26 protein-coding genes are annotated in these 23,136 nt (G+C 32.2%); 18 read left to right on the top strand and 8 right to left on the bottom strand.

The features are described from left to right. Positions 1 to 350: 350 nt before the first annotated feature. Positions 351 to 1,283 (top strand): M14 family metallopeptidase, encoded by a 933-nt coding sequence (locus AB1282_RS22770; RefSeq protein WP_056475043.1) that lies wholly within the window; start codon positions 351 to 353, stop codon positions 1,281 to 1,283. 85 nt (positions 1,284 to 1,368) lie between these two features. Here the strand turns inward: AB1282_RS22770 and AB1282_RS22765 are convergent, their stop codons facing one another. Continuing rightward, positions 1,369 to 1,545 (bottom strand): DUF2759 domain-containing protein, encoded by a 177-nt coding sequence (locus AB1282_RS22765; protein WP_069034124.1) that lies wholly within the window; start codon positions 1,543 to 1,545, stop codon positions 1,369 to 1,371. A 157-nt stretch (positions 1,546 to 1,702) separates the two neighbouring features. Here AB1282_RS22765 and AB1282_RS22760 point away from each other — a divergent pair, with 157 nt between their 5' ends. Continuing rightward, entirely contained in the window at positions 1,703 to 2,329 is a 627-nt protein-coding gene (locus AB1282_RS22760) for an MBL fold metallo-hydrolase (protein WP_056475045.1), read from the top strand. Between the two features lie 12 nt (positions 2,330 to 2,341). Next, the gene (locus AB1282_RS22755; RefSeq protein ID WP_056475048.1) at positions 2,342 to 3,472 is read left to right on the top strand and encodes an SAM-dependent methyltransferase; all 1,131 of its coding nucleotides are present in this window, start codon (positions 2,342 to 2,344) and stop codon (positions 3,470 to 3,472) included. 29 nt (positions 3,473 to 3,501) lie between these two features. Here the strand turns inward: AB1282_RS22755 and AB1282_RS22750 are convergent, their stop codons facing one another. Then, positions 3,502 to 3,744 (bottom strand): DUF2626 domain-containing protein, encoded by a 243-nt coding sequence (locus tag AB1282_RS22750; protein WP_056475051.1) that lies wholly within the window; start codon positions 3,742 to 3,744, stop codon positions 3,502 to 3,504. A 349-nt stretch (positions 3,745 to 4,093) separates the two neighbouring features. Here AB1282_RS22750 and comGA point away from each other — a divergent pair, with 349 nt between their 5' ends. From comGA to AB1282_RS22705, 9 genes are read left to right on the top strand one after another with little or no spacing between them, the layout of a single operon-like run. Then, the gene (comGA, locus tag AB1282_RS22745) at positions 4,094 to 5,155 is read left to right on the top strand and encodes a competence type IV pilus ATPase ComGA (RefSeq protein ID WP_056475054.1); all 1,062 of its coding nucleotides are present in this window, start codon (positions 4,094 to 4,096) and stop codon (positions 5,153 to 5,155) included. Then, positions 5,148 to 6,191: a competence type IV pilus assembly protein ComGB gene (gene comGB / locus AB1282_RS22740; protein WP_429900505.1), complete on the top strand. Its 1,044-nt coding sequence runs from the start codon at positions 5,148 to 5,150 to the stop codon at positions 6,189 to 6,191. Before comGA ends, comGB begins: the two co-directional genes overlap by 8 nt. A gap of 11 nt (positions 6,192 to 6,202) precedes the next feature. Next, a complete protein-coding gene (comGC, locus tag AB1282_RS22735; protein WP_082459599.1) occupies positions 6,203 to 6,499 on the top strand; it encodes a competence type IV pilus major pilin ComGC in 297 nt (98 codons plus the stop codon). After that, a complete protein-coding gene (gene comGD / locus AB1282_RS22730) occupies positions 6,465 to 6,938 on the top strand; it encodes a competence type IV pilus minor pilin ComGD (RefSeq protein ID WP_056475058.1) in 474 nt (157 codons plus the stop codon). Before comGC ends, comGD begins: the two co-directional genes overlap by 35 nt. Then, entirely contained in the window at positions 6,925 to 7,254 is a 330-nt protein-coding gene (locus AB1282_RS22725) for a pilus assembly FimT family protein (RefSeq protein ID WP_429900503.1), read from the top strand. Before comGD ends, AB1282_RS22725 begins: the two co-directional genes overlap by 14 nt. Further along, positions 7,235 to 7,669, top strand: coding sequence for a competence type IV pilus minor pilin ComGF (gene comGF / locus AB1282_RS22720; protein WP_429900501.1), 435 nt, complete (start codon positions 7,235 to 7,237; stop codon positions 7,667 to 7,669). The genes AB1282_RS22725 and comGF overlap by 20 nt, the downstream gene beginning before the upstream one ends. Next, the gene (locus AB1282_RS22715) at positions 7,638 to 8,042 is read left to right on the top strand and encodes a hypothetical protein (protein WP_390311283.1); all 405 of its coding nucleotides are present in this window, start codon (positions 7,638 to 7,640) and stop codon (positions 8,040 to 8,042) included. The genes comGF and AB1282_RS22715 overlap by 32 nt, the downstream gene beginning before the upstream one ends. 13 nt (positions 8,043 to 8,055) lie before the next feature. Continuing rightward, the gene (locus AB1282_RS22710) at positions 8,056 to 8,580 is read left to right on the top strand and encodes a shikimate kinase (RefSeq protein WP_390311284.1); all 525 of its coding nucleotides are present in this window, start codon (positions 8,056 to 8,058) and stop codon (positions 8,578 to 8,580) included. A 22-nt stretch (positions 8,581 to 8,602) separates the two neighbouring features. Beyond that, positions 8,603 to 8,812: a YqzE family protein gene (locus tag AB1282_RS22705; protein WP_056475068.1), complete on the top strand. Its 210-nt coding sequence runs from the start codon at positions 8,603 to 8,605 to the stop codon at positions 8,810 to 8,812. Positions 8,813 to 8,936: 124 nt separating this feature from the next. Here the strand turns inward: AB1282_RS22705 and AB1282_RS22700 are convergent, their stop codons facing one another. Then, positions 8,937 to 9,743, bottom strand: a complete 807-nt coding sequence (locus AB1282_RS22700) for a YqhG family protein (RefSeq protein WP_429900499.1) — start codon at positions 9,741 to 9,743, stop codon at positions 8,937 to 8,939. Further along, the gene (locus tag AB1282_RS22695) at positions 9,730 to 11,415 is read right to left on the bottom strand and encodes a DEAD/DEAH box helicase (protein WP_056475075.1); all 1,686 of its coding nucleotides are present in this window, start codon (positions 11,413 to 11,415) and stop codon (positions 9,730 to 9,732) included. Before AB1282_RS22695 ends, AB1282_RS22700 begins: the two co-directional genes overlap by 14 nt. Positions 11,416 to 11,772: 357 nt before the next feature. Here AB1282_RS22695 and gcvT point away from each other — a divergent pair, with 357 nt between their 5' ends. The 3 genes from gcvT to gcvPB are packed head-to-tail and all read left to right on the top strand — an operon-like array spanning position 11,773 to position 15,717. Beyond that, on the top strand, positions 11,773 to 12,876 hold the full coding sequence (gene gcvT / locus AB1282_RS22690) for a glycine cleavage system aminomethyltransferase GcvT (protein ID WP_056475077.1): 1,104 nt from the start codon (positions 11,773 to 11,775) through the stop codon (positions 12,874 to 12,876). 26 nt (positions 12,877 to 12,902) lie between these two features. Then, positions 12,903 to 14,288 carry an aminomethyl-transferring glycine dehydrogenase subunit GcvPA gene (gene gcvPA, locus AB1282_RS22685; RefSeq protein WP_429900497.1) on the top strand — a complete coding sequence of 462 codons (1,386 nt, stop codon included), beginning with the start codon at positions 12,903 to 12,905 and terminating at the stop codon, positions 14,286 to 14,288. Further along, the gene (gene gcvPB / locus AB1282_RS22680) at positions 14,260 to 15,717 is read left to right on the top strand and encodes an aminomethyl-transferring glycine dehydrogenase subunit GcvPB (protein WP_056475082.1); all 1,458 of its coding nucleotides are present in this window, start codon (positions 14,260 to 14,262) and stop codon (positions 15,715 to 15,717) included. The genes gcvPA and gcvPB overlap by 29 nt, the downstream gene beginning before the upstream one ends. A 108-nt stretch (positions 15,718 to 15,825) precedes the next feature. On the opposite strand, the gene AB1282_RS22675 is transcribed toward gcvPB, so the two are convergent. Continuing rightward, positions 15,826 to 17,382 (bottom strand): bifunctional metallophosphatase/5'-nucleotidase, encoded by a 1,557-nt coding sequence (locus AB1282_RS22675; protein ID WP_429901202.1) that lies wholly within the window; start codon positions 17,380 to 17,382, stop codon positions 15,826 to 15,828. Positions 17,383 to 18,148: 766 nt separating this feature from the next. On the opposite strand from AB1282_RS22675, the gene AB1282_RS22670 reads away from it, so the two are divergent. The 3 genes from AB1282_RS22670 (at position 18,149) to AB1282_RS22660 (ending at position 21,283) form a co-directional block, all read left to right on the top strand. Further along, positions 18,149 to 19,513 (top strand): aspartate kinase, encoded by a 1,365-nt coding sequence (locus AB1282_RS22670; protein ID WP_390311288.1) that lies wholly within the window; start codon positions 18,149 to 18,151, stop codon positions 19,511 to 19,513. A gap of 76 nt (positions 19,514 to 19,589) precedes the next feature. Then, a complete protein-coding gene (locus AB1282_RS22665; protein ID WP_056475086.1) occupies positions 19,590 to 20,084 on the top strand; it encodes an Lrp/AsnC family transcriptional regulator in 495 nt (164 codons plus the stop codon). Continuing rightward, on the top strand, positions 20,081 to 21,283 hold the full coding sequence (locus AB1282_RS22660) for an aminotransferase (protein ID WP_056475090.1): 1,203 nt from the start codon (positions 20,081 to 20,083) through the stop codon (positions 21,281 to 21,283). The genes AB1282_RS22665 and AB1282_RS22660 overlap by 4 nt, the downstream gene beginning before the upstream one ends. A 40-nt stretch (positions 21,284 to 21,323) precedes the next feature. Here the strand turns inward: AB1282_RS22660 and AB1282_RS22655 are convergent, their stop codons facing one another. The 3 genes from AB1282_RS22655 to AB1282_RS22645 are packed head-to-tail and all read right to left on the bottom strand — an operon-like array spanning position 21,324 to position 23,132. Further along, complete coding sequence (locus AB1282_RS22655) at positions 21,324 to 22,079, bottom strand: sirohydrochlorin chelatase (RefSeq protein WP_429900494.1); 756 nt, start codon at positions 22,077 to 22,079, stop codon at positions 21,324 to 21,326. A 32-nt stretch (positions 22,080 to 22,111) separates the two neighbouring features. After that, positions 22,112 to 22,897: a uroporphyrinogen-III C-methyltransferase gene (gene cobA, locus AB1282_RS22650; RefSeq protein WP_429900492.1), complete on the bottom strand. Its 786-nt coding sequence runs from the start codon at positions 22,895 to 22,897 to the stop codon at positions 22,112 to 22,114. 16 nt (positions 22,898 to 22,913) lie between these two features. After that, positions 22,914 to 23,132 carry a DUF3906 family protein gene (locus AB1282_RS22645; RefSeq protein ID WP_056475100.1) on the bottom strand — a complete coding sequence of 73 codons (219 nt, stop codon included), beginning with the start codon at positions 23,130 to 23,132 and terminating at the stop codon, positions 22,914 to 22,916. Positions 23,133 to 23,136: the final 4 nt, after the last annotated feature.

The raw sequence follows: 23,136 nt of genomic DNA, 5'->3' as shown, positions 1-23,136 counted from the left end.
AAAACAAATTCGATTATTCTAAGTAAATGCTATTTGATTAGGGTTTATCGCAGACATTTTTTGATGAATAAGTTGATTGGAATGGAGGGATGCTGGACTCCTATGGGATTAGCGGGAAGGCTGAGACCCCGCAGGCTCGCCGAGGAGGCTAAAGAATCTCGCCCCATGGAAAGCGAGCATCCTGGCATCCTGCAATGGAAATCAACATCACTCTACTCCTTTTACGAAAATTTAATAATTAATTGACAGGTAGTTTTTCAACAGCATGAGAGCACTTTCATAAACGAAAGTGCTTTTCTTAATTTTAATTACATACAATTAACTAGAAAATAACTGATGAGGTGAAAATTTTGTATAAAAACAATCTACCTTTATCCTTTCATCCAAGAAGATACGATTTTAATGAACTTTCGAAAGATATTAGTTTATTAGTACAAGAATTTTCTTTTCTTCGTTTAAATACAATTGGGCGGAGCGTCTTAAATCAACCAATATATGAGATTCAAATTGGAAGTGGACATAGAAAGGTGCATTGGAATGGTTCGTTTCATGCAAATGAATGGATTACAACCTGTGTAATCATGAAAATGCTTTATTGGATCTGTAACACTTTAACAACTGAGGATTTGCCATTTCATAAAGAATTATTAGGTTTATTTAGTGAAAATACCTTGTCTATTGTCCCTATGGTAAATCCCGATGGGGTAAATTTGGTTATAAATGAAACTGTTGAACAAAGTGATTATATGGAATTTGTTCATAAAATTAACGAAGGAAATGACGGTTTTACTGGATGGAAAGCGAATATTAGAGGTGTTGATTTAAACAATCAATTTCCTGCAAATTGGGAGTTAGAAAAAGAAAGAAAGAAACAAAAAACTTTCTCTCATAGAGACTACCCCGGAGATGCTCCATTAACTGAACCAGAAACAATTGCAATGAGTAACTTAGTAATCGAAAGGAAGTTTGATCTTATTTTGGCTTTGCATACTCAAGGTAAAGAATTTTATTGGGGTTATGACAATCTTGAACCGCCTATCTCGGAGGTTTATGCAAATTATTTTTCTAGTATCAGTCCCTATAAGGCAGTAAAAACAATTGATAGCCATGCAGGTTTTAAGGATTGGTATATACAAGATTTTCGGAAACCAGGATTTACACTTGAATTAGGTAAAGGAATCAATCCATTGCCACTCTCTATGTTTGAATCCATTTTTTCAGAGACTTTCCCAATACTGTTAGCGTCTTTATTTAATTTAGAAAACCAATCATTCTCAAAATAAAAAAGCTGACAACTTTGTCAGCTTTTTTATTTTAGTAACATGTTTTCTATATGTAGAAAATAGTCCGTTACAAAATAAATAAATATTATAAGTGCGCTGGTGGATAACCGTTATGTAAAATTGTCATAATGGCAAACCAACCAAATAAAACTAATGTAGCGGCAGACCAAAAAACGGCTAAAAAGTTCTTCTTCTTTAATGATCCTAATAAAGCAGGAACACTTAGAATAGCTACTAGTATAAAAATAATAACTGTACCCATTGTAAACCCCCTATAAATTTCGTCAAGCAACCCCTGTTTGCTATCACATCATTATTATTGTAAAACTTTTGTGAACAATTGTCTATTTGAAATTAAGTGCTGAAACAAAATTATGATATAGTATTATATAGATTAAAAAAGAAAGCAGGGTATGAATATGAATGTTTTACAATTACCATTAGGTCCATTACAAACTAATTGTTACATCTTAAGTAATGATATGAATGAAGCGGTTATTTTTGATCCAGGCGAAGAAGCACATGTAATCTTTAATGTTATTGAAGAAAATAAATTAAAGCCATTAGCGATCCTTTTAACCCACGCTCATTTTGATCATATTGGGGCTGTTGATGATGTGCGTGATGAATATAATATACCCGTTTATATTCATAAATATGAAGCAGATTGGTTAACAGATGGACAAAAAAATGGTTCTGAATTATTTATGAGAAATCAGTCAATTTTTGCAAGAGAAGCAGATCATTTGATTGAAAAAGAAGGCAAAATGGAAATTGGTCGTTTCTTATTTTCAATTTTTGAAACTCCAGGCCATTCACCGGGAAGTGTTTCATTTTATTGTAAAGAAATAAAGACAGTTTTTTCTGGTGATGCATTATTTGAAGGAAGCATTGGACGAACTGATTTACCAGGTGGGGATCACGACCAGTTGATCAGAAGTATAAAAGGTAAGCTTCTTTCTTTACCTGATGATGTCGTTGTATGTAGTGGTCATGGAGAAACTACAACGATTGGTGATGAGAAAAGACATAATCCATTTTTATAATAAGGTAATACAATGAAAAACATAATTATTAATGCAATAAAAAACAGTAAAGAAGGTTTTATTACATACGAACAATTTATTTCGTTAGTGCTATATGATCTTGAAAAAGGTTATTATCAAATGGAAAATGAAAAAATTGGACGAAAAGGTGATTTCTATACTTCAAGCTCAGTTGGTTCAGTATATGGTGAAGTAATTGCAGCTTCATTTTGTCGTTTTGTTAAGAATAAGCTAATCGAACCTTTTTTTGTTGAAGTTGGTGGTGGAAATGGCAGATTCGCATCATCCTTTCTTTCGTACTGTGAAAAAAAAGAGCCCGAAATATATCGTAATTTAACTTACTATATGATTGATGCAAGTCAATATCATCGTAAATTACAAATAGAATTATTGGCGAACCATTTGAATTGTAAATACTTCTCAAATATATTAGAAATCGAGCAAATCAAAAATGGAATGGTATTTTCAAACGAATTGTTTGACGCTTTACCCGTTCGAGTAGTTGAATTTAATCAAAATGAATGGCTTGAGGTAGTAATTTTAATTGATGAGCTAAATAATCTGAAAGAAAATCTCGTTAAAATACAAGATGATAAAATTAGTGATTTTCTAAGAAGAAATAATTTTGTTGGAACAAATGGGCAAAGAGTTGAAATTCCTGTTGGTATGAAAAAAGTTTATGATCTTTTACAATCGAAAATTAGTAAAGGAATCATTTTAACTGTTGATTATGGTTTCACGAGGGAAGAATGGGATGCACCCCATCGAATTAAGGGAAGTTTGCGCGGTTATTACAAGCACGAAATGAAATCAAATATACTAGAGAATTTGGGACATATGGACATTACAACTCATATTCACTGGGATGAATTAAAAATGTTCGGATTACAGAATCATATTGAAAATCTATACTTTTCTAGCCAAAGAGAAGCAATATTAGATTTTGGTATATTAAATTGGCTTATTCCGCATGCTCAGTCAAATCCATTTTCAAGCGAATATAAACAAAATAGAGCAGTGCAATCTTTAATTATGCCAGGGGGAATAAGCGATTCGTTTCAATGGCTATTACAAACAAAAGGTATGTCAACAAACGATCATACTAAGTTGAATGAATTGATTTCATTAAATGAATACAAATAAAAAAACCAGTCATATGACTGGTTTTTCTATTATTCACTAAAGCCAGGTACTAATAAGAAAGTACTATAATATGTAAATCCAATAAAGAACACAGTTAAGTATGCGCCAAAGATATAGATGTACATACGCTCAGAAAGCTTTAGATAGCCTAATACTACGAAAAATGCTGTTTGACATGCGAAAATAAGTGCAGCTGCTGACATATGTCCAACAAAGAACATTACCGTAAATATTGCTGTCCAGAATCCTAGAACGCGGAACATTCGATCCATCCTAAATCCCCCCATAAAAAATTTCTACCCATCCATTATTATAAAATAAGAAAGTTACAATTGTAAACAATGTATTAATACAATTCTAAATTGATTCAATAGATATTCAAATGAACTATATCTGATATTATTTTTCTTATTTAATGATTTTCTATACATTAATTTGAAAACATACTTTTTGTTTTACAATATATAATTGATTTTTTTGAAAGTTATTTCGTTAAATTACCTTTAGTTTGTAAATAAATTTTAGCTAAATTTAATATTTTCGTTCAGTTTTATAAATATCATGATTTGATAGACAAGGGGAACAGAAATATAATTGCTTATATAGAAAGGGGGAATAAAAATGGTATCAGTAGAAAAAATGGTTGAAGAACTTCTAAAAAAAGCATGCTATTTTGGAGCATCGGATATACATTTGTTACCAAAAAAAGATGATGTACAAATCCTTTTTCGTGTTGATGGTGATTTGAAACTTATTCAACGAATAAATAAGGAGAAGTCTAAGAGGATCATCATGCATTTAAAATTTTTAGGAAGTATGGATATAGGAGAAATAAGGCGGCCACAGACTGGAATTTTAGTTGTTAATATTAATGAAATTATATTATCACTTCGCTTGGCAACTTTACCAACAATTATTGATGAATCAATGGTTATTCGTATTCATCCCCAACAAAAAATCGCCCCAATTGAAAGTCTTTCCTTATTCCCATCTACAACTCGTAAGCTTTTGTCTTTATTACATCATTCACATGGGCTAATGATGTTTACAGGACCAACTGGCTGCGGGAAAACGACAACTTTATATTCATTATTACAATCAGCTAAAAAAGACATAGCAAGAAATATTATTACTTTAGAGGATCCGATTGAACGGAAATCTGATGAATATTTTCAAGTCCAAGTTAATGAAAAAGCAGGCTTAACATATGCAACAGGATTAAAAGCTATTCTTCGATCTGATCCGGATATAGTAATGGTAGGAGAGATTAGGGATGAAGAGACTGCGAAAATTGCCGTTCGGGCAGCATTGACCGGTCATTTAGTATTAACGACAATTCATTCTAACAACACAAAAGGTGCATTATATAGAATGTTAGAGCTTGGAATTCCAAAAGAGGAATTATTTCAGGCAATGGTTGCAATCGTTTCTCAAAGATTAGTTCCAATAAAATGCCGTTATTGTGAAGGTGAATGTAAACCAAATTGTTTTGTTAATCGAAATCACCGAAGATTAGGGGTATATGAATTGCTTTATGGTAATGCTCTAAATTCGGTTATTAATGAATTTAGAGGGATACAAGAAGAAGTTCAATTATCTACATTAAATAGTCAACTCATTAAAGGATATGCCTTAGGTTTTATTGATAACAAACATTTGGACAGAAGTATGATCTATGGGTAAATTTTTTAATAAAAGAAAATTAACTTATATTGAACAAGCTAAGCTATTAAAAATATTAGGAGAACTTTTACAAAAAGGTTATCCTCTTATTCAAGCAATTGAATTCTTAACGATTCAATTCCCAGATGACCTAAAAGAATTGATTCATAAAGCTAACATAGCTTTGGTGGAAGGAAGATCATTTATCGATTTTGCTAAAATGCTTGGTCTTCATCAAGATGTACTCGTTTACTTGTATTATGCAGAAAAGCATGGCGATTTGTCCTTAGCGCTAAATGAAGGCAGTTTTATGCTTACAAAAAAGATCCAACATAGAGCTTATATAAGGAAAATCATGGGGTATCCTATTTTTTTAATCGCAATATTGGTGCTAATTTTGTTTTTGTTTAGAAATATAATCATTCCTCAATATGAAATGCTATTTTCAACATTCCATTCCAATCAGAATTCTTTTATTTTCATCTATCTACAAGTTATAAAAAGATTACCTTCAATTATGTTTTCTTCTCTTTTCTTAATTGGATTGATCGCTTATGGATACTTATTTGCAATTAATAAATTAAATTCAATCGAACGGATGGATAAATTAATTCAAATTCCTTTAGTTAGTAAGTATTTAATAACAATGAATACTTATGAATTTTCAATGCAGTTAAGTATATTATTACATGCTGGATTTCCCATAGTTGATGCCCTAAAAACGATGCAGAATAATGATAGTAGGACATTTATAAAAGAAAAAGCCGTAGTATTTTACAATCAAATTTTAAACGGAATTTCTATGCAGGAAGCATTTAAAAATGAACGTGCATTTCATAAAGATATTATATTTGTGATTGAACATGGCATGAACAATAGTACTCTTAGTAAAGAACTTGCTGATTATGCTGATTATTTAAAGGACAGTATTGAAGCATACTTTCACCGATCGATAAGGATCATTCAGCCGATTATATTAATCCTTATTTCATCAAGTATTCTATCACTGTATATAGCCATCCTGTTTCCTATGTTTCAATTGATGAACAATATCTAGGAGGAGTTAGTTTGAATGAAAAAGGATTTACTTTAATTGAAATGTTAATTGTTTTATTTATCATTTCACTTCTTTTATTGCTAGTAATACCAAATTTAGGAAAGCAACAACAGTCGATTCAAACGAAAGGATGTTCTGCACTTCAAAAAATGGTCCAGTCAAGTGTTGAATCGTATCGATTAGAAAATGAACAATTACCTGAAAGTTTATCAGTCTTAAAAGAACAGGGCTATATAACAACATATAAATGCAATAACAAAGTTGAGTTATCGTATGACAAAGCAACTGGATCCGTATCTATACCTTAAAAAAAAGTTGGGTAATTCGTTTGGTTTTACATTTGTTGAAATGTTATTAGTCCTTTCAATTATGATATTGTTATTAATTTTACCAATCAATCAAGTTAGGAAGATTGAAGATGAACAAAAGTTAACATTATTTATTCAAATGCTTCAAAATGATATTTTTCTTGCACAAAGAAACGCTATAATAAAACAAATTCCTACTAGGATCATCTTTTATCAAGATAAATATGAAATGGAAGATAATTTACTAAATCCCCCTGTAGTTATTCGAAATTTTGACAAATCAATTAGCATAACTTACCTTACTTTAAAACCTCCGTTAAGATTTAACTCCGATGGTAATATCTCAAGCTCTGGAACAATTTCAATTAAATATAAAAAAGCTGAATATATTATTACTTTTTATTTAGGAAGTGGTCGATTTAAATATGATCGGAAATGAAAAAGGGTTTACATTTATCGAGGCAGTTATTTCTTTAAACTTATTAATTATTTTTTGTATTATGATTGTTCCTTCCATGTCATTATTTTTACAAAAAAAAGATAAGTTAACGATTAACAATATGGCAGATGACCTATTAACAGATATGGTTCATCTTTATTTTATTAACAGAGAAGATTTTAAAGAGGGTTTCCATACAAAGAATGGAAGAGAGTTTTTAGTAAAAATAAACTTTAGAAATAATTTAAATTCGATTTGTATTCTTTGGACTGATCGAAATAAGGAAAGTGAAATATGTGAAGAATTTACTGAATGAAAGAGGATTTACTTTACTTGAAACACTTTTTTCACTTGTTTTATTTTTAATGATTATTTCGATTTCAACTTCAAGTTTAAAAAGCTTTGTTAAACGTAATTACAGTTATGAATCCGTAAATAGATTAGAATTAGATAATTTTATAAAAGAAGTTCAAAAAGAGGCAAACAAGAGTATAAGTTTTACAGTTCATCCTGACCTTCTTCACTTTGAAGAGTTTAATCAAGTTACGATTAGTTATCGTAAATACGCAACGATTATTAGACGACAAAGGCTTGGATTAGGACATGAAATTGTACTTCAAAATATAAAGGATATAAAGTTTGTACAAATAAGTGAAAGGCAAATCCTAGTAAAAGTAATCGATTTAAATGGTGGGACTTATGAAAAAACTATTCGGATATTTATCAATTAAATTTAAAATACTTGGTGAAAATGGAGTGTATATACCTTACACGATCTTTATGATAAATATTTTACTAATTTTTTTTCTAATACAGATTGATATCTTTCATTCGTTAAATACCTTTTATTCTTATACGAGAAATCAAAACGAACTAGACCGTATACATTCACAAGCAATTTACGATTTAAGGCATGGTAATTTATCACTTCAAGGAAATACAATAAAGTATTATAATAATACAAAAATTATATTGAATACTTCTTTAATAACAAATGATGAATATCATGTAACTTTAACTAGTAGTAATTCAAAAATAAAAAAATATGTAGTTCAATTTAAATATAAAAAAAGTACAAACCAAGTATTTGATTGGATCGATTAAGTTGGAGGATGAAATGGAATCAATTTATTTAGTAGGATTTATGGGGTGTGGTAAAACAACTGTTGGAAAGGAATTAGCTAAAAAAGTAAACAAAAAATTTATTGATTTAGATGAGGAAATTGTTTCTCAAACAGGCAAAAGCATACCAGAATTGTTTAATGAGTTTGGTGAAAGCGGATTTCGTGAGATAGAAACGCAAATATTAAAAAATTTACCATCAAAAAAAATGATCACTTCAACAGGAGGTGGAATCATTCTTCGTGATGAAAACATTGGGTATATGAAAGAAACTGGCAAAATAATTTATCTTGAAACACCAATTGAAATAATATACGAAAGAATACATTTGGATTCTAACCGACCAAACGCTGTAAATCGATCGGTAGAAGAATTGACTGAACTATTTCAAAGGAGAGAATCACAATATAAAAAAGCAGATTATGTGATTTCAACGAATAATTTAACGCCAATTGAAATTGCGTTGGAAATCATTGACTGTTTAAATTATTCAAAAGGAGGAGATAGTAAAGATAAGTGATAAGAAAGTAAGGTGATTTCTTTTGAAAACAAATGATTATGTAAAATATATGACAGAACAATTTATTAATTATATCGATCAACCAAAAGAGAAACGTGATTCAATAAAACAAGAAAAAGAAGAGTTGAAAGCTCCATTTTCTACTAACATGTTTGGAATGTTACCATTAAGTCTAGCTTTATTTATGAAAAAAATTCAAAATCGTAAAGAAAAAGAAAAGAAAAGTATTTAGTAAATAAGACTGATTTCAAATTTAGAAGTCAGTCTTTATTTTTTTTCTATAAAATTTTTAAAAGTAGGAAGAGGAACAATCTAATATAGATCTCCCTCATTAACAATTCTTCACTTAAAAGCCTTTAACTTAATTTATTCATTGTGTTTGGTGATAGATAAAAAAGTCCACCATTAATTGCATCAACATGAATAATTGGTTCATAAAGTTCTTTAAGTGCATTGAATTCTACATGGTAATTTTCAGGTTTGTCTTCATCATCTTCATAAAATTGATTTAATAAATCTAAATCATGTTGCCATCTATTCCGTGCTTCTTCAGCCCATTCCATATCTTCTTTTTCAATTTTGTTTCGAAGTAATTGTTCCATTCGATTTAAACCACTAATTGGTTTAATTATAGGTGACATCGAATAGCAAAAATCAGGTATTTTAGAGTTGAACTGGATTTTTTCAAGTTTTGTATGAAAATCTTCTATAATTTTTCCAGAAATTAAATGGATCCCAAAAGAATATAAATAATCTTTTTTATGATCACAAGTAAAAGAAACCTGATAATTAACAGCTAACCAAGGGTGTAATGCAATTTGTTGGCCCATAGGTGCTTTTGTGTCTTCATAAAGTCTAATTGACTGTCCTAGTTCATTAACGATTGAGAAAATTTGGTGAAGACGTGGCGAACCGAAATGAATTTGTTCACCTTTAAGATCTTCAGGTGCATTATCACTATCTGTAATAAGTGTTAACTTCATTGGATTTGGGATGCCGCCTGTTTTTTCTAAATAATGCCAATAGAAAGGGCGATTCATTAATTTTTTATCCATCTCAATTGTTAATTGTATTTCTAAATATGTCGGAGTTTTCTTTATGATTTCACAATCATTATGTGTGAAAAAGTATTCGATATAATCATGGATTTCATGTTGCTGCATAACTATCACCTGCTTGTTTATGTTGCTGTAATTGAATGATGGACGTTAAATTTTCCATTTTAATTTTCATTTCACCTTCAGTTTTAGAGTGAATAAATATTTCATTCATATGAGCTTCAAAATCCTTATAAGGTATTCTGGTTAGAATATCATCCAGTTCTCCAATCACACGCTCAAATAAATTGATTTTTTCATAAAGTAGCCTTAGTATGTGTTCTTCAATTGAGCCAACGGTCGCAAAGTTATAGATGCTTACATCTTCTGTTTGTCCAAGTCGATGTATACGACCTATTCTTTGTTCTAGTCTCATAGGATTCCATGGAAGGTCATAATTAATCATGTTTGAACAAAATTGTAGGTTAATACCTTCACCACCAGCTTCAGTTGCAATTAGAACTTGTACACGGTTTTTAAATAATTCTTTCATCCAGTCTTTCTTACCACGTTTAAAGCCACCCCGAAATGGTACAGATGTAATACCGTTTTGCTTTAATAACCATTGTAAATATAACTGTGTTGCGCGATATTCGGTAAAAATAATTACTTTATCATTTATTTTTTTTATTAATTCAACTACTTTATTTGCTTTTGAATTAGAGGTAATTTGATTAATTTGATGAAAAATTTTCTCAATATAAGGATCGGTAATCTCGATATTTTCTTTTTCAAATCTTTGAAGCATTTTTTTCATTGATACATAAACTGCTTCGCGACTGCTACAAGCTTCACGCTTAAATGTTAAAAAGGAGAAGGCTGAGTTTACCCCAGTATATTGTGATTTCTGCCATTCATCGATTAAATCATAAAGTTTTTGTTCTTCCTCATTAAAATTAATTAATACTGTTTCTACCTTTCGCTTTGTCCATTCGATGCCTGTATCCTGTCTACGATTTCGAACCATTACTTTTCCAATTAGTTCACGTAATAAGTCTTCATGTTCTAGTGAGCGGTTTTTAGCAGAAAAGTATTCTTCAAAACTAGATTTATTACCTAAATGGCCAGGTTTTAATAAAGAAACTAAATGGAAAATTTCTTCTATGTTATTTTGAACTGGAGTAGCAGTAAGCAATAAACAATATTTCTTTTTAAGATGTTGTACAAACTCATAGTTTTTTGTTTTATTATTTTTAAGTTTATGAGCTTCATCAATAATGACGAGATCATAATTAATACTTAATATTTTTTCTCGATGAGGATCTCTTTTTGCAGTATCGATTGATGATACAACAACATCACAGCTATCCCACACATAATTCTTTTTTTGTTGTGCGATTGCAGGAATATGGAATTTTGTATTTAATTCAAAGGTCCACTGTGATACAAGTGATGCTGGAACTAGTATAAGCACCTTATTAACTAAACCACGAATCATGTATTCTTTTAAAATTAAACCAGCCTCAACTGTTTTACCTAATCCTACTTCGTCAGCTAAAATTGCTTTTCCATTCATTTTTTCAATTACAGTCGTTGCTACATCTAATTGATGAGGCAATGGAGTTAAGTTAGGTAAATGAGTAGGAGCAATCATTCCTGTAAAAGATGGAATTACTAATTTTGTAGAAGTATGATAGGCAAGCTTATAATTCTCCCAATTTGACCATGGTCCATCATTTTCAAGCTTCTCTAAGAACTCCTCTTGCCACTCTGTATGGAATTTAATCTCAATTGACATGTAAACCTCACCTATTTCATTTTTATATTGGTTAATCATGAACATTATTGTGAAATAACAGCTATAATGTTCGTTATTTTATTTTTAAAAAAATTCACTTTGATATTGCTGAAACTTGTCGTTTAATGTTAGGATAATAGTGTAGAAAAAAGTAAAAATTTATTATTCTTTTATTAAACAAAAAACTCTTATTGTTAAGAAAAAACAGTTAACTAATATAGTTTGATAATATTTTCTTGTTTTCTACTAGTTTTTCCGAAAATATACAAAATATGTAAATTATTTAATGGTTAGCTGGACGAACTATTAATTTAGTTTTCCATCATGCTAGCATGTAGATAAGGGGGAAATGGCTACATGACGACTTTATTACGCACACCATTGTTTGAAGATTACAAAGTATTAGGTGGTAAAACAATTGATTTTGGTGGCTGGGAGCTACCTGTGCAATTTTCGAGCATTAAAGAAGAACACGAAGCTGTTCGTACAGCAGCTGGTTTATTTGATGTTTCTCACATGGGAGAAATTGAAGTAACTGGTAAAGATAGTCTTAAATATTTACAAAAAATGATGACAAATGATATTTCAAAATTAAATGAAGAAGGCGCATTATATACTGCAATGTGCTATGAAAATGCTGGAACGGTAGACGACTTACTAGTTTATAAACATAACGAAGAACACTATTTATTAGTTGTAAATGCGTCTAATATTGAAAAAGATTTCGCATGGTTAATTTCACATGTTGAAGGCGATGTAAAAGTAGTTAATAAAAGTAATGAAGTTGCACAATTAGCTCTTCAAGGGCCAAAATCTGTTGCAATTTTACAACGTTTAACGAATGAGAACGTTTCTGATATTAAGTATTTCACTTTCAAAGATAATGTATTAATAGGTGATTTAAATGTTTTAGTTTCACGTACAGGTTACACTGGTGAAGATGGATACGAACTATACTTAGCTGCTGAAGATGCGTCTAAGCTTTGGACTTTACTATTAGAAGCAGGTAAGGAAGACGGTTTAAAACCATGTGGATTAGGTGCACGTGATACACTTCGTTTCGAAGCGGCTTTAGCATTATATGGTCAAGAACTAACAAAAGACATTACTCCATTAGAAGCTGGTATCGGCTTTGCTGTGAAATTAAATAAAGAAGAAGATTTCTTCGGTAAAGAAGTTCTGAAAAATCAAAAAGAGCAAGGTGTACCTCGTAAACTTGTTGGAATTGAAATGATTGACAAAGGTATTCCAAGAACTCACTATCCTGTTCTTGTTAATGGGGAAGTAGTTGGTGAAGTTACAAGTGGTACGCAATCTCCAACATTAAAGAAAAATATTGGACTTGCATTAATCAAATCTGAATTTTCTGCTTTAGGTACTGAACTTGAAGTTGAAATTCGAAATAAAAAATTAAAAGCAGTTGTAGTTTCAAAACCATTTTACAAAAGAGAGAAGAAGTAACTAGGGGGAGAAAGGGGATTACCTTAATGCATCGTTATTTACCAATGACAGAGCAAGATCGTCAAGAGATGTTAAAAGTAGTAGGTGTTTCATCAGTTGATGAATTATTTAGTGATATTCCTGAAAAAGTTCGTTTTAATGGCTTATTAAACATTAAAAAGGCAAAATCTGAAACCGATTTAATTCAGGAGTTAAGCGAATTAGCAAAGAAAAACGCTAACTTAAGAGAATATGTTTCTTTCTTAGGTGCTGGTGTTTATGATCATTATTTACCAACAGTTGTAGATCATGTTATTTCCCGTTCAGAGTTTTATACTGCTTATACACCATATCAACCTGAGATTTCTCAAGGTGAGCTTCAAGCAATCTTTGAATTCCAAACAATGATTTGTGAATTAACTGGTATGGATGTGGCAAACTCGTCAATGTATGACGGTGGTACTTCTTTAGCAGAGGCAACTACTTTAGCAGCAGGTCACAATGGTAAAAAACGTATTTTAGTTTCAAAAGGTGTTCATCCACAATCACGTGAAGTTATCTTATCTTATGCAAAAGGTCAACATTTAGAGGTAGTTGAAATTGGCATTAAAGATGGAAGAACTGATATCGAAGAATTAAAAAATGAAATGAATGACAATGTAGCATGTGTTGTTGTTCAATATCCTAACTTCTATGGACAAGTAGAAGGATTAGCTGAAATCGAACCAATTGCACATACTGGTAAAAGTTTATTCGTTGTTTCAAGTAACCCATTAGCATTAGCAGCTTTAACTCCTCCAGGTGAATTCGGAGCGGATATCGTTGCAGGTGATGCTCAAACATTTGGTATTCCAACTCAATTTGGTGGACCTCACTGTGGATACTTCGCTACAACATCTAAATTAATGCGTAAAATGCCAGGTCGTTTAGTAGGGCAAACTGTTGATGGAGAAGGTCGTCGCGGATTTGTATTAACACTTCAAGCTCGCGAGCAACATATCCGTCGTGATAAAGCGACTTCAAATATTTGTTCTAACCAAGCTCTTAATGCATTAGCAGCTTCTGTTGCAATGACAGCTCTTGGTAAAAATGGTGCTGTAGAGATGGCAATGCAAAACATTTCTCGTACTCAATATATGAAGAAAAAATTAATTGAAAACGGTATCTCGGTTGTATTCGAAGGTGCTGCATTCAACGAACTTGTAATAGATGTAAAACAAAATGTTTCTGAAATCAATAAACAATTATTTACTAAGAAAATTATCGGTGGTTATGACTTAGCAAAAGTTGAACCTACTATGGAAAATCATATGTTAATCGCAGTAACTGAATTACGTTCTAAACAACATATTGATACATTTGTAGAAGAATTAGCATTATTAGTAGACGGAAAGGGGATTCAACATGCTGAAGGATCAACCGTTAGTTTTTGAGATAAGTAAAGAAGGTCGTATTGCATATAGTCTTCCTATAATGGATGTAGAAGAAATTGATATTAATGAAGTTATCCCAAGTGCTTATATCCGTAAAGAAAAAGCGGAATTACCAGAGGTTTCTGAATTAGATTTAATGCGCCATTATACTGCTTTATCTAAACGTAATCATGGTTTAGATTCAGGGTTCTACCCACTTGGATCATGTACGATGAAATACAATCCAAAAATCAACGAAGCTGTAGCTCGTATTCCAGGTTTTGCGCATATTCATCCACTTCAAGATGAGTATACTGTTCAAGGTGCATTAGAATTAATGCATGAGCTTCAACAAGAATTAAAAGAAATTACTGGAATGGATGAAGTTACTTTACAACCAGCTGCAGGTGCACATGGTGAGTGGACTGGATTAATGATTATCCGTGCTTATCACGAAAGCCGTGGTGACTTCAACCGTACTAAAGTAATCGTACCTGACTCTGCTCATGGTACAAACCCAGCATCAGCTACTGTTGCAGGTTTCGAAACAATTACGGTTAAATCAAATGAAAAAGGCTTAGTTGACTTAGATGATTTACGTCGTGTTGTTGATGAAAATGTTGCAGCATTAATGCTTACAAACCCTAATACATTAGGTCTTTTCGAAGAAGATATTTATGAAATCTCTGAGATCATCCACGCTGCTGGTGGTAAAGTTTACTATGATGGAGCAAACTTAAATGCTGTATTAAGTAAAGCACGCCCAGGAGACATGGGATTTGACGTAGTTCACTTAAATCTTCATAAAACATTCACTGGTCCTCACGGTGGAGGTGGTCCTGGTTCTGGTCCTGTTGGAGTTAAAGCAGATTTAATTCCTTACTTACCAGCACCAATCGTTGAGAAGGTTGGAGATGAGTACGTATTAAATTCAGACCGTCCAGAAACAATTGGTCGTGTTAAACCTTTCTTCGGAAACTTTGGAATTAATGTAAGAGCATATACTTATATTCGTTCAATGGGTCCTGAAGGATTAAAACAAGTAACTGAAGATGCGGTACTAAACGCTAACTACATGATGCGTCGTTTAGAGCCTCATTTCGATCTACCATTCGATCGTCATTGTAAGCATGAGTTCGTTTTAAGTGGAAAACGTCAAAAGAAATTAGGTGTTCGTACTTTAGATATTGCTAAACGCCTATTAGACTTTGGTTACCACCCACCAACAATCTACTTCCCATTAAACGTGGAAGAGTGTATCATGATCGAACCAACTGAAACAGAATCGAAAGAAACTTTAGATGCGTTCATCGATGCAATGATTACAATTGCTAAAGAAGCTGAAGAAAATCCAGAAATCGTACAAGAGGCTCCACATACAACTGTTGTAAGTCGTCTTGACGAAACTTTAGCAGCTCGTAAACCTGTATTACGTTATATTAAAGCATAAATAAAAAAAGTTCCCTCATCGAAGGGAACTTTTTTTATGGTCGAACTTCTGAGTAGTATTATAGAATCATATCAAAATGAAACTCGTGTTTTTAAACCTTCTAAAAATCTATTTAATCCGATTAATCCGACCATCAAATGCCTGGACCAATGGTAACTTTTGTTCCTTCACATAATCTTCAAAAGCATCAAAATCTGTTTGACCTTCCACTTTATTTTTCCCTGTTAGTAATACCGAGAAATTGTCACCGCCATTGGCAAGATAGCTATTTGTAGTAACAGTATAACTAGTTTGTGGATTAATTGGAGTACCATCTGTATGCATGATATTAATAACTTTTTGCCCAGAATCCTTCGTACTATCCCAAGTGTATTTTAAGCCTGATATTTGTAGCATTCGAACACTTCCACTTTCCTGCCATTGCTGATTGAGAAGTTTCCGAATTTGTTCACCAGATAATGTCATTTTAACGAGTTTAATTTTAAATGGCTGGATCGTGAACAAATCATTCAAAGTTACATCCCCTTTTGGAAGATCAGCACGGATTCCACTAAAGTTCATAAATGCGAAATCGGACTTCATTGCAATTCGTTGTGAATCTGCAATCATATCTCCTAAACTAGATTCTCCATTATGATTCTTCTTACTTAAAATGTCGTTTGCAGCTTTTCCAACGACCTTATTTACGATCGGTTCAATTTTAGATTCATAATTTTGTATCATTTTCTTTATTTCAGGATCTGGTCTAATATCATCTTGATAGACAATCTTTATACTTGCCTTTTTGTTTATGATATCTTTCGTATTTGGATCAATTTTTAACTGAATATCGGAGAAAGCTGTTCCATAAGAGTAAGATTGGACAATCAGCTTTCCGTCTACTTCTTTGTTAAGAAAAGTATGTGTATGTCCAGAAATTATTACGTCAACTTCATCATCCATTTTTTTGGCAATTCTAACGATTTCACCTGTCGCATTTCCATTTGCTTTGGACTGATTTCCACCATTATGTGCCAGCACCACGATTGTTTTTACACCTTGTTTTTTAAGTGTTTTAACTGAATCATTGATTGCTTTTACTTCATCAATAAACTTTACGCCATCTGTTTTGTTTGGTGGTGCAATCTTCGGAGTATCTTTTATTACGACGCCGATAAATCCAATCAGAACGCCATCAATATTTTTTATACTGTATGGAGTCAGGATGGTCTTACCAGTTTTATCGTCGATTACGTTGGCACATAAATAGGGGAAATTTGCTCCGTTAAAATAACCAGTTTTCTGATTATTTCCACCTTGGATCAACCTCATCATTTCATTCACACCACGATCGAATTCATGGTTTCCTAGTGTCCCATAATCAAACCCCATCTTGTTTAATACTTCAATTGTAGGTTCATCCTGAAGGAATGAGGATATTGGAGGACTTCCACCAACCATGTCACCAGCATGAACTAAAATAGTATTTTTGTTTTCCTTTTTCTTTTGATTTAAATATGCGGAAAGATATTCTACTCCGCCAACATTCCTGCCGTTAAATTTTCGGGTCGTATCTAATTGTCCATGAAAATCATTAATGCCAAGTAATTGTACTTGAATGAAACGGTTCTTATCTTTCTTGGTGTTAATAGGAATGTCTCTAGCAGTCGGATTACCAGAGACCATAAATACTCCTGCAGATAATGTAGTCGTAAGAACAAAAGCAAGAACTGCTTTTTTCAATGCGTTCCAATTCAATATACTCGCCCTCCTAATTCGCTAGTAGGTTACTTACTAAGCATAGGGAAGGATTGTTAAAGCTTCTTTACTTTAGTGTGAATTTTCAGTTAAATTTGAAAGGAGATTATAAAAAGAATGTTTGAAAGCTAATCAATCGCTAAGTCAATAACGAATCGTTAAGGTGGGACGATATCTGCTTCAAGTATACAAATTTCATAGTATTACTAGATTGATCATAAAAAGCTCCCTAATTGTTAAAATAGGGAGTTTTCTTATTGTCATTGCTATTTTTTGTTCGATTTCTTGAATTATTTATTCAACATTTTTAAAATTATTTTTATTTGCATTTTTATACAATAATTTAAAAGACCAATGGTAAACAAAGTATAAAAGAAAATTGACGAGAGGAGGAGGGACTAAAGAGAAATAGTGTCTTTAAAACTATTAGTATACCTTTATTTCTGCTTTCTCCATTTCATGCATATACCGCCTTGTTTATTTAAGCCTAAACTCATCCCTAAAGAATCTACACGTTCTTAGTGCTATTCTTTTCACTAGATTGAATAAATACCCACAACAACATCAAATTCTTTTTGTAAAATACTAAAATTTCCCAAAAAACTTATTAATTGGTGTTGATTTTTTCTCGCATAAGGAGGATAATTGTAACATTATTTTTAACTGAAAATTAACTAAATTAGGGGTAATAAAAATGAAAATCGTAAAATTTGGTGGGTCTTCATTAGCCACTTCGGAACAAATTGAAAAAGTATTTCAGATTGTTACATCAGATGTTGAACGTAAAATTATCGTTGTATCTGCACCAGGCAAAAGATTTCCAGATGATATCAAAGTTACCGATTTACTAATTAGTTGCGCACAACTTGCCCTAGCAGGAAAGGATTATTCGAAAGAATTCAATCAAATTATTCAAAGGTATTCTGAAATTGCAAATGGATTAGGTTTATCTGAGGATATTATGAATGAAATTTCACTAGGTATCGAACTTTCGATAAGTAGTAAAAAAGATCATCCTGCAAGATATATGGATGCTGTTATGGCATGTGGTGAAGATAATTGTGCGAGATTAGTAGCATCATATTTTCAGTTAAAAGAACTTGAGGCAAGTTATATTAATCCAAAAGAAGCAGGTTTATTTGTTTCAAATGAACCAGGACATGCCCAAGTTTTAGCGAAAAGCTATGAGAACTTATTTGAATTGAGAAAGAAATCTGGAATTCTGATTTTCCCAGGATTTTTTGGATATTCAGAAGATGGACATATCGTTACATTTTCTCGCAGTGGCTCAGATATTACTGGTTCTGTTGTTGCCAACGGAGTTAAAGCTACTTTATATGAAAACTTTACTGATGTTGATGCAGTTTTTTCTGTAAATCCTACGATTATTCGTAATCCAAAGGAAATTAAGGAATTAACTTATCGAGAAATGAGAGAGTTATCATATGCAGGCTTTAACGTATTTCATGACGAAGCATTGATCCCTGCCTTTCAAGCTGGTATTCCTGTAAACATTAAAAATACGAATAATCCAATAGCTCCCGGTACACGAATCGTTAAGGAACGTACGTTATCAAACGGTCCTTTAATTGGGATCGCGAGTGATAATGGATTTTGTAGTATTTATATAAGCAAGTATTTAATGAACAGAGAAATAGGATTTGGGCGTAAAATATTGCAGATACTTGAGGATTATCAGATTTCATATGAGCATCAGCCAAGTGGAATCGACGATATTTCAATTATTATTCGCCAAAATCAATTACCAGTTGAATTAGAATTTCAAATTATTAAACGGATCCAAGATGAATTAGATGCAGACCATGTCGTCGTTGAAAGAGACCTTGCTTTGATTATGTTAGTAGGTGAGGGGATGCGTCATAACGTTGGTACTACTGCAAGAGCAAGTAAAGCTTTAGCAAATGCGGGAATAAATATTGAAATGATAAACCAAGGTTCTTCAGAAGTAAGTATGATGTTTGGAGTAAAATCATACGACGAGAAAAATGCAGTACAAGTTATTTATGAAGAATTCTTCTCAAAAGTGTCATCTAACTAAATTAATAAAATATAGATGAATAGAATGAACATCTAACGTAATTCCAGAAAATGGAATACATAAGGAGTATAAGAATATGACAGAAAAAGAAATACAATTACTTCAGTGTATTGAACAAAATGGACGCTTAAGTAATGACGTAATAGCAAAAATGATTGGAGCTACAGAAGAAGAGGTAGCTGATATATTAACAAAATTTGAAAACGATCGTATTATTCTTCAATACATTACGCTTATTGACTGGGGAAAAGTGCCAGTTCAAGAAAGTATAACTGCTATGATTGATGTAAAAGTAGCTCCAAAACGTGGGGTAGGGTTTGATGAGATTGCTGAAAAGATCTATTTATACCCGGAAGTTAAATCAGTTTATTTAATGTCAGGAACATATGACTTATCAGTTGTAGTTGAAGGAAAAACAATGACATCAATTGCTTCATTTGTATCCCAAAAACTATCGACTTTAGAATCTATATTATCAACGACTACCCATTTTATTTTAAAACGTTATAAACATGATAGTATCGTATACGGTCAAAAACAAAGTGATAAGCGCATGGTGATCACGCCATGAGTAAATTTAATTTATCAAATACAGTAACTACACTACAACCATCAGGGATTCGTAAGTTTTTTGATTTAGCGGCTAGTATGGATAATGTCATTTCACTTGGGGTAGGTGAACCAGATTTTGTCACGCCTTGGAATGTTAGGGAAGCTAGTATTTATTCGTTAGAAACAGGGCATACAGCATACACTTCAAATGCTGGACTGCTAGAATTACGTCAGGAAGTAAGTCGTTATTTTGCTAAGAAATTTGATGTGCATTATAATCCAGAAGATGAATTAATTATAACTGTAGGGGCAAGTCAAGGGATTGATATTGCTTTAAGAACAATTTTAAATCCTGGAGACGAAGTAATCGTTATTGATCCATGCTTTGTTTCATATGCTCCTTTAGTTTCACTAGCAGGCGGTGTACCAGTTCATTTAGCAACGACAGGAGAAGAAGAGTTTAAAATCAATCTTCAAGCGTTGAAGAAGAAGCTTACACCGAAAACAAAAGCGATCTTACTTTGTAATCCTAATAATCCAACGGGTACTTTACTGGAAAAAGAATTATTAGAGGATTTAGCCGTATTTGTTAAAAAACATAATTTAATTGTTATTTCTGATGAAATTTATGCTGAACTTGTTTATGATGGCGAATATACAAGCTTTGCAAATATCGATGGAATGCGAGACCATACAATTTTAATTTCTGGATTTTCTAAGACTTTTGCAATGACAGGATGGAGACTTGGAATTGTAGCAGCACCTTCGGACATTATTTCCCATATGCTTAAAGTTCATCAATATGCAATTATGTGTGCACCTACTATGTCACAGCATGCTGCAGTTGAAGCACTTCGAAATGGAGATCATGATGTAGAACAAATGAGACGCAGTTATATGCAACGTCGTAATTATCTTGTGCAATCTCTTCAAGAAATTGGCTTATCATGTCATCTTCCAGGTGGAGCTTTTTATGTATTCCCATCAATACAGAATACGGGCTTAACATCGGAGGAGTTCGCTGAACAATTATTATTAAAAGAGAGAGTAGCGGTCGTCCCGGGAAATGTTTTTGGAGAATGTGGTGAAGGGTATATTCGATGTTCTTACGCAACTTCATTAAATCAATTAATTGAAGCTACAAAAAGGATTAATCGATTTTTACAAACTCTTCCAACTTACCAACCAACTAATTTTATAAAAGTTGAAAGTAAATAAAAATAAAGCTCTTGTTCTCTATTTGAGGAAACAAGAGCTTTTATTTTATTGCAGTAATTAATTCCTTTGCTTGAGCTTCAAGTATTCTTTCACTAAAAATTAATGTAATTAAGTCATCGTACCCTAAGGTGTCACATAATATCCAGTTATTTTGCAATTCTAGAGGTAGAGCTTTTATTTTATCTTGTAATTCATTCATAAGAGTTCCTGAAAAAAATAAATAAGGAACGATTATTACTTGATGATTTTTTTCAGTCAATAGTTGATTCCAAGCTTCTTGAATCGACGGCTTTGAAACTGCCATAAAAGCGGGGAGAACAGGATACTTTAATTTTGCTTCAAGTAGTTTAACGATTGAATTGAAATCATCTATCGTTAATGGATCACTGCTTCCACGACCAACTAGCAGAATTTTAGTTGGCTTTATCAAATGCTTAACCTTTTCATTTATTCTTTTTTTGATTAATTCGATCATGTTTTTGTGAATTCCGATTGGAGTGGCAATCTTTATTTTTATGTGTGGATATTCATTTTGAAATTTCGCGATTTCAAGAGGAATATCCACCTTTGCATGATTTGCAGAAAGGAGTAAAACCGGCAATACAGTTACTGATTTTGCTCCTTTACGCAAACAATTCTCTAATCCTACTGAAATTGATGGTTCAGCGAGTTCAATAAAACTAATTTCTTGAATAGGGTAATCAATTTGTTTTTGTACTTTTTTAACAAATTGTATGGCTGAATGGACAGCCGATTTTACACGGCTTCCATGACAAACATATAAGATTGCATCCATTCTAAATCACCTCGTTTTTTCTAGGCGAGAATTTAAAGAGAGGAATAATTAATGTTTCTATGTTCATTCATAGAATTATAATTAGTCTCAAACCATTGTAATTGATGGTGTAGATTAACTACTTCTCCAACGATAATCATACTAGGATTGGATACTTTTTCTTTTTCAACGTCTGATATTACATTTTTTAATGTACTAATAATCGTTCGCTGTTGTTCAGTAGTACCATAATGAATCAGTGCAACAGGGGTGTCTTGGTGTTTTCCATTCGATATTAGTTGATGACGAATATATGGTAAGTTATTAACTCCCATATAAATTGCTAGTGTGTCAATGCCTTTAGCTAAAGAGGCCCATTTAACCGTATCCTCTTCTTTGCAATGACCTGTTACAAAAGCAAAGGAACTACTATAATCGCGATGGGTGACAGGTATACCAGCATAAGCTGGAGCTGCTATACCTGATGTAATGCCAGGAACGATTTCAAAGGAGACACCACGTTCTACAAGATAAGTTGCTTCTTCACCACCACGACCAAAAATGAAAGGATCTCCACCTTTTAATCGAACTACGTTTTTTCCTTTTTTTGCATACTTCACTAAGAAAGCATTTATTGTTTCTTGTTTTAATGCATGGTAGTTTGGGAGTTTACCAGCGTATATTAACTCGACAGATTCTTTTGCATACTCTAATAGCTCTTTATTAACTAGTCGGTCATATATAATGACATCTGCATTTTGAATGCACTTTAGTCCTTTTACTGTAATTAGATCAACATCCCCTGGTCCAGCACCAACTAAATAAACTTTTCCATTCATTCCACACACCTCGTCATCATCGTTTACTTAAAACTTCTATATCTAAAACAAATCCACCACTTTGACTTACTTTCTTCTTTTCATACATTAGTAGTTCTTTAACGTCCGGTTTTTTTACATAAAACTTTTCAAGTTCTGTATCAACAAGCTTAAATGCTTTTTCATCATCACTTGCTAATATTACAATAGGAACTATACGGCCTTCGATTGATGCTTCAAATCGATATAAAAACATATGT

The organism is Gottfriedia sp. S16(2024) (assembly GCF_050473765.1).
In the GTDB taxonomy this organism is placed as follows: Bacteria; Bacillota; Bacilli; order Bacillales; family Bacillaceae_G; genus Gottfriedia.
Note: the sequence above shows the minus strand (reverse complement) of the source record. Positions and strands in the feature narration are given on the sequence as shown.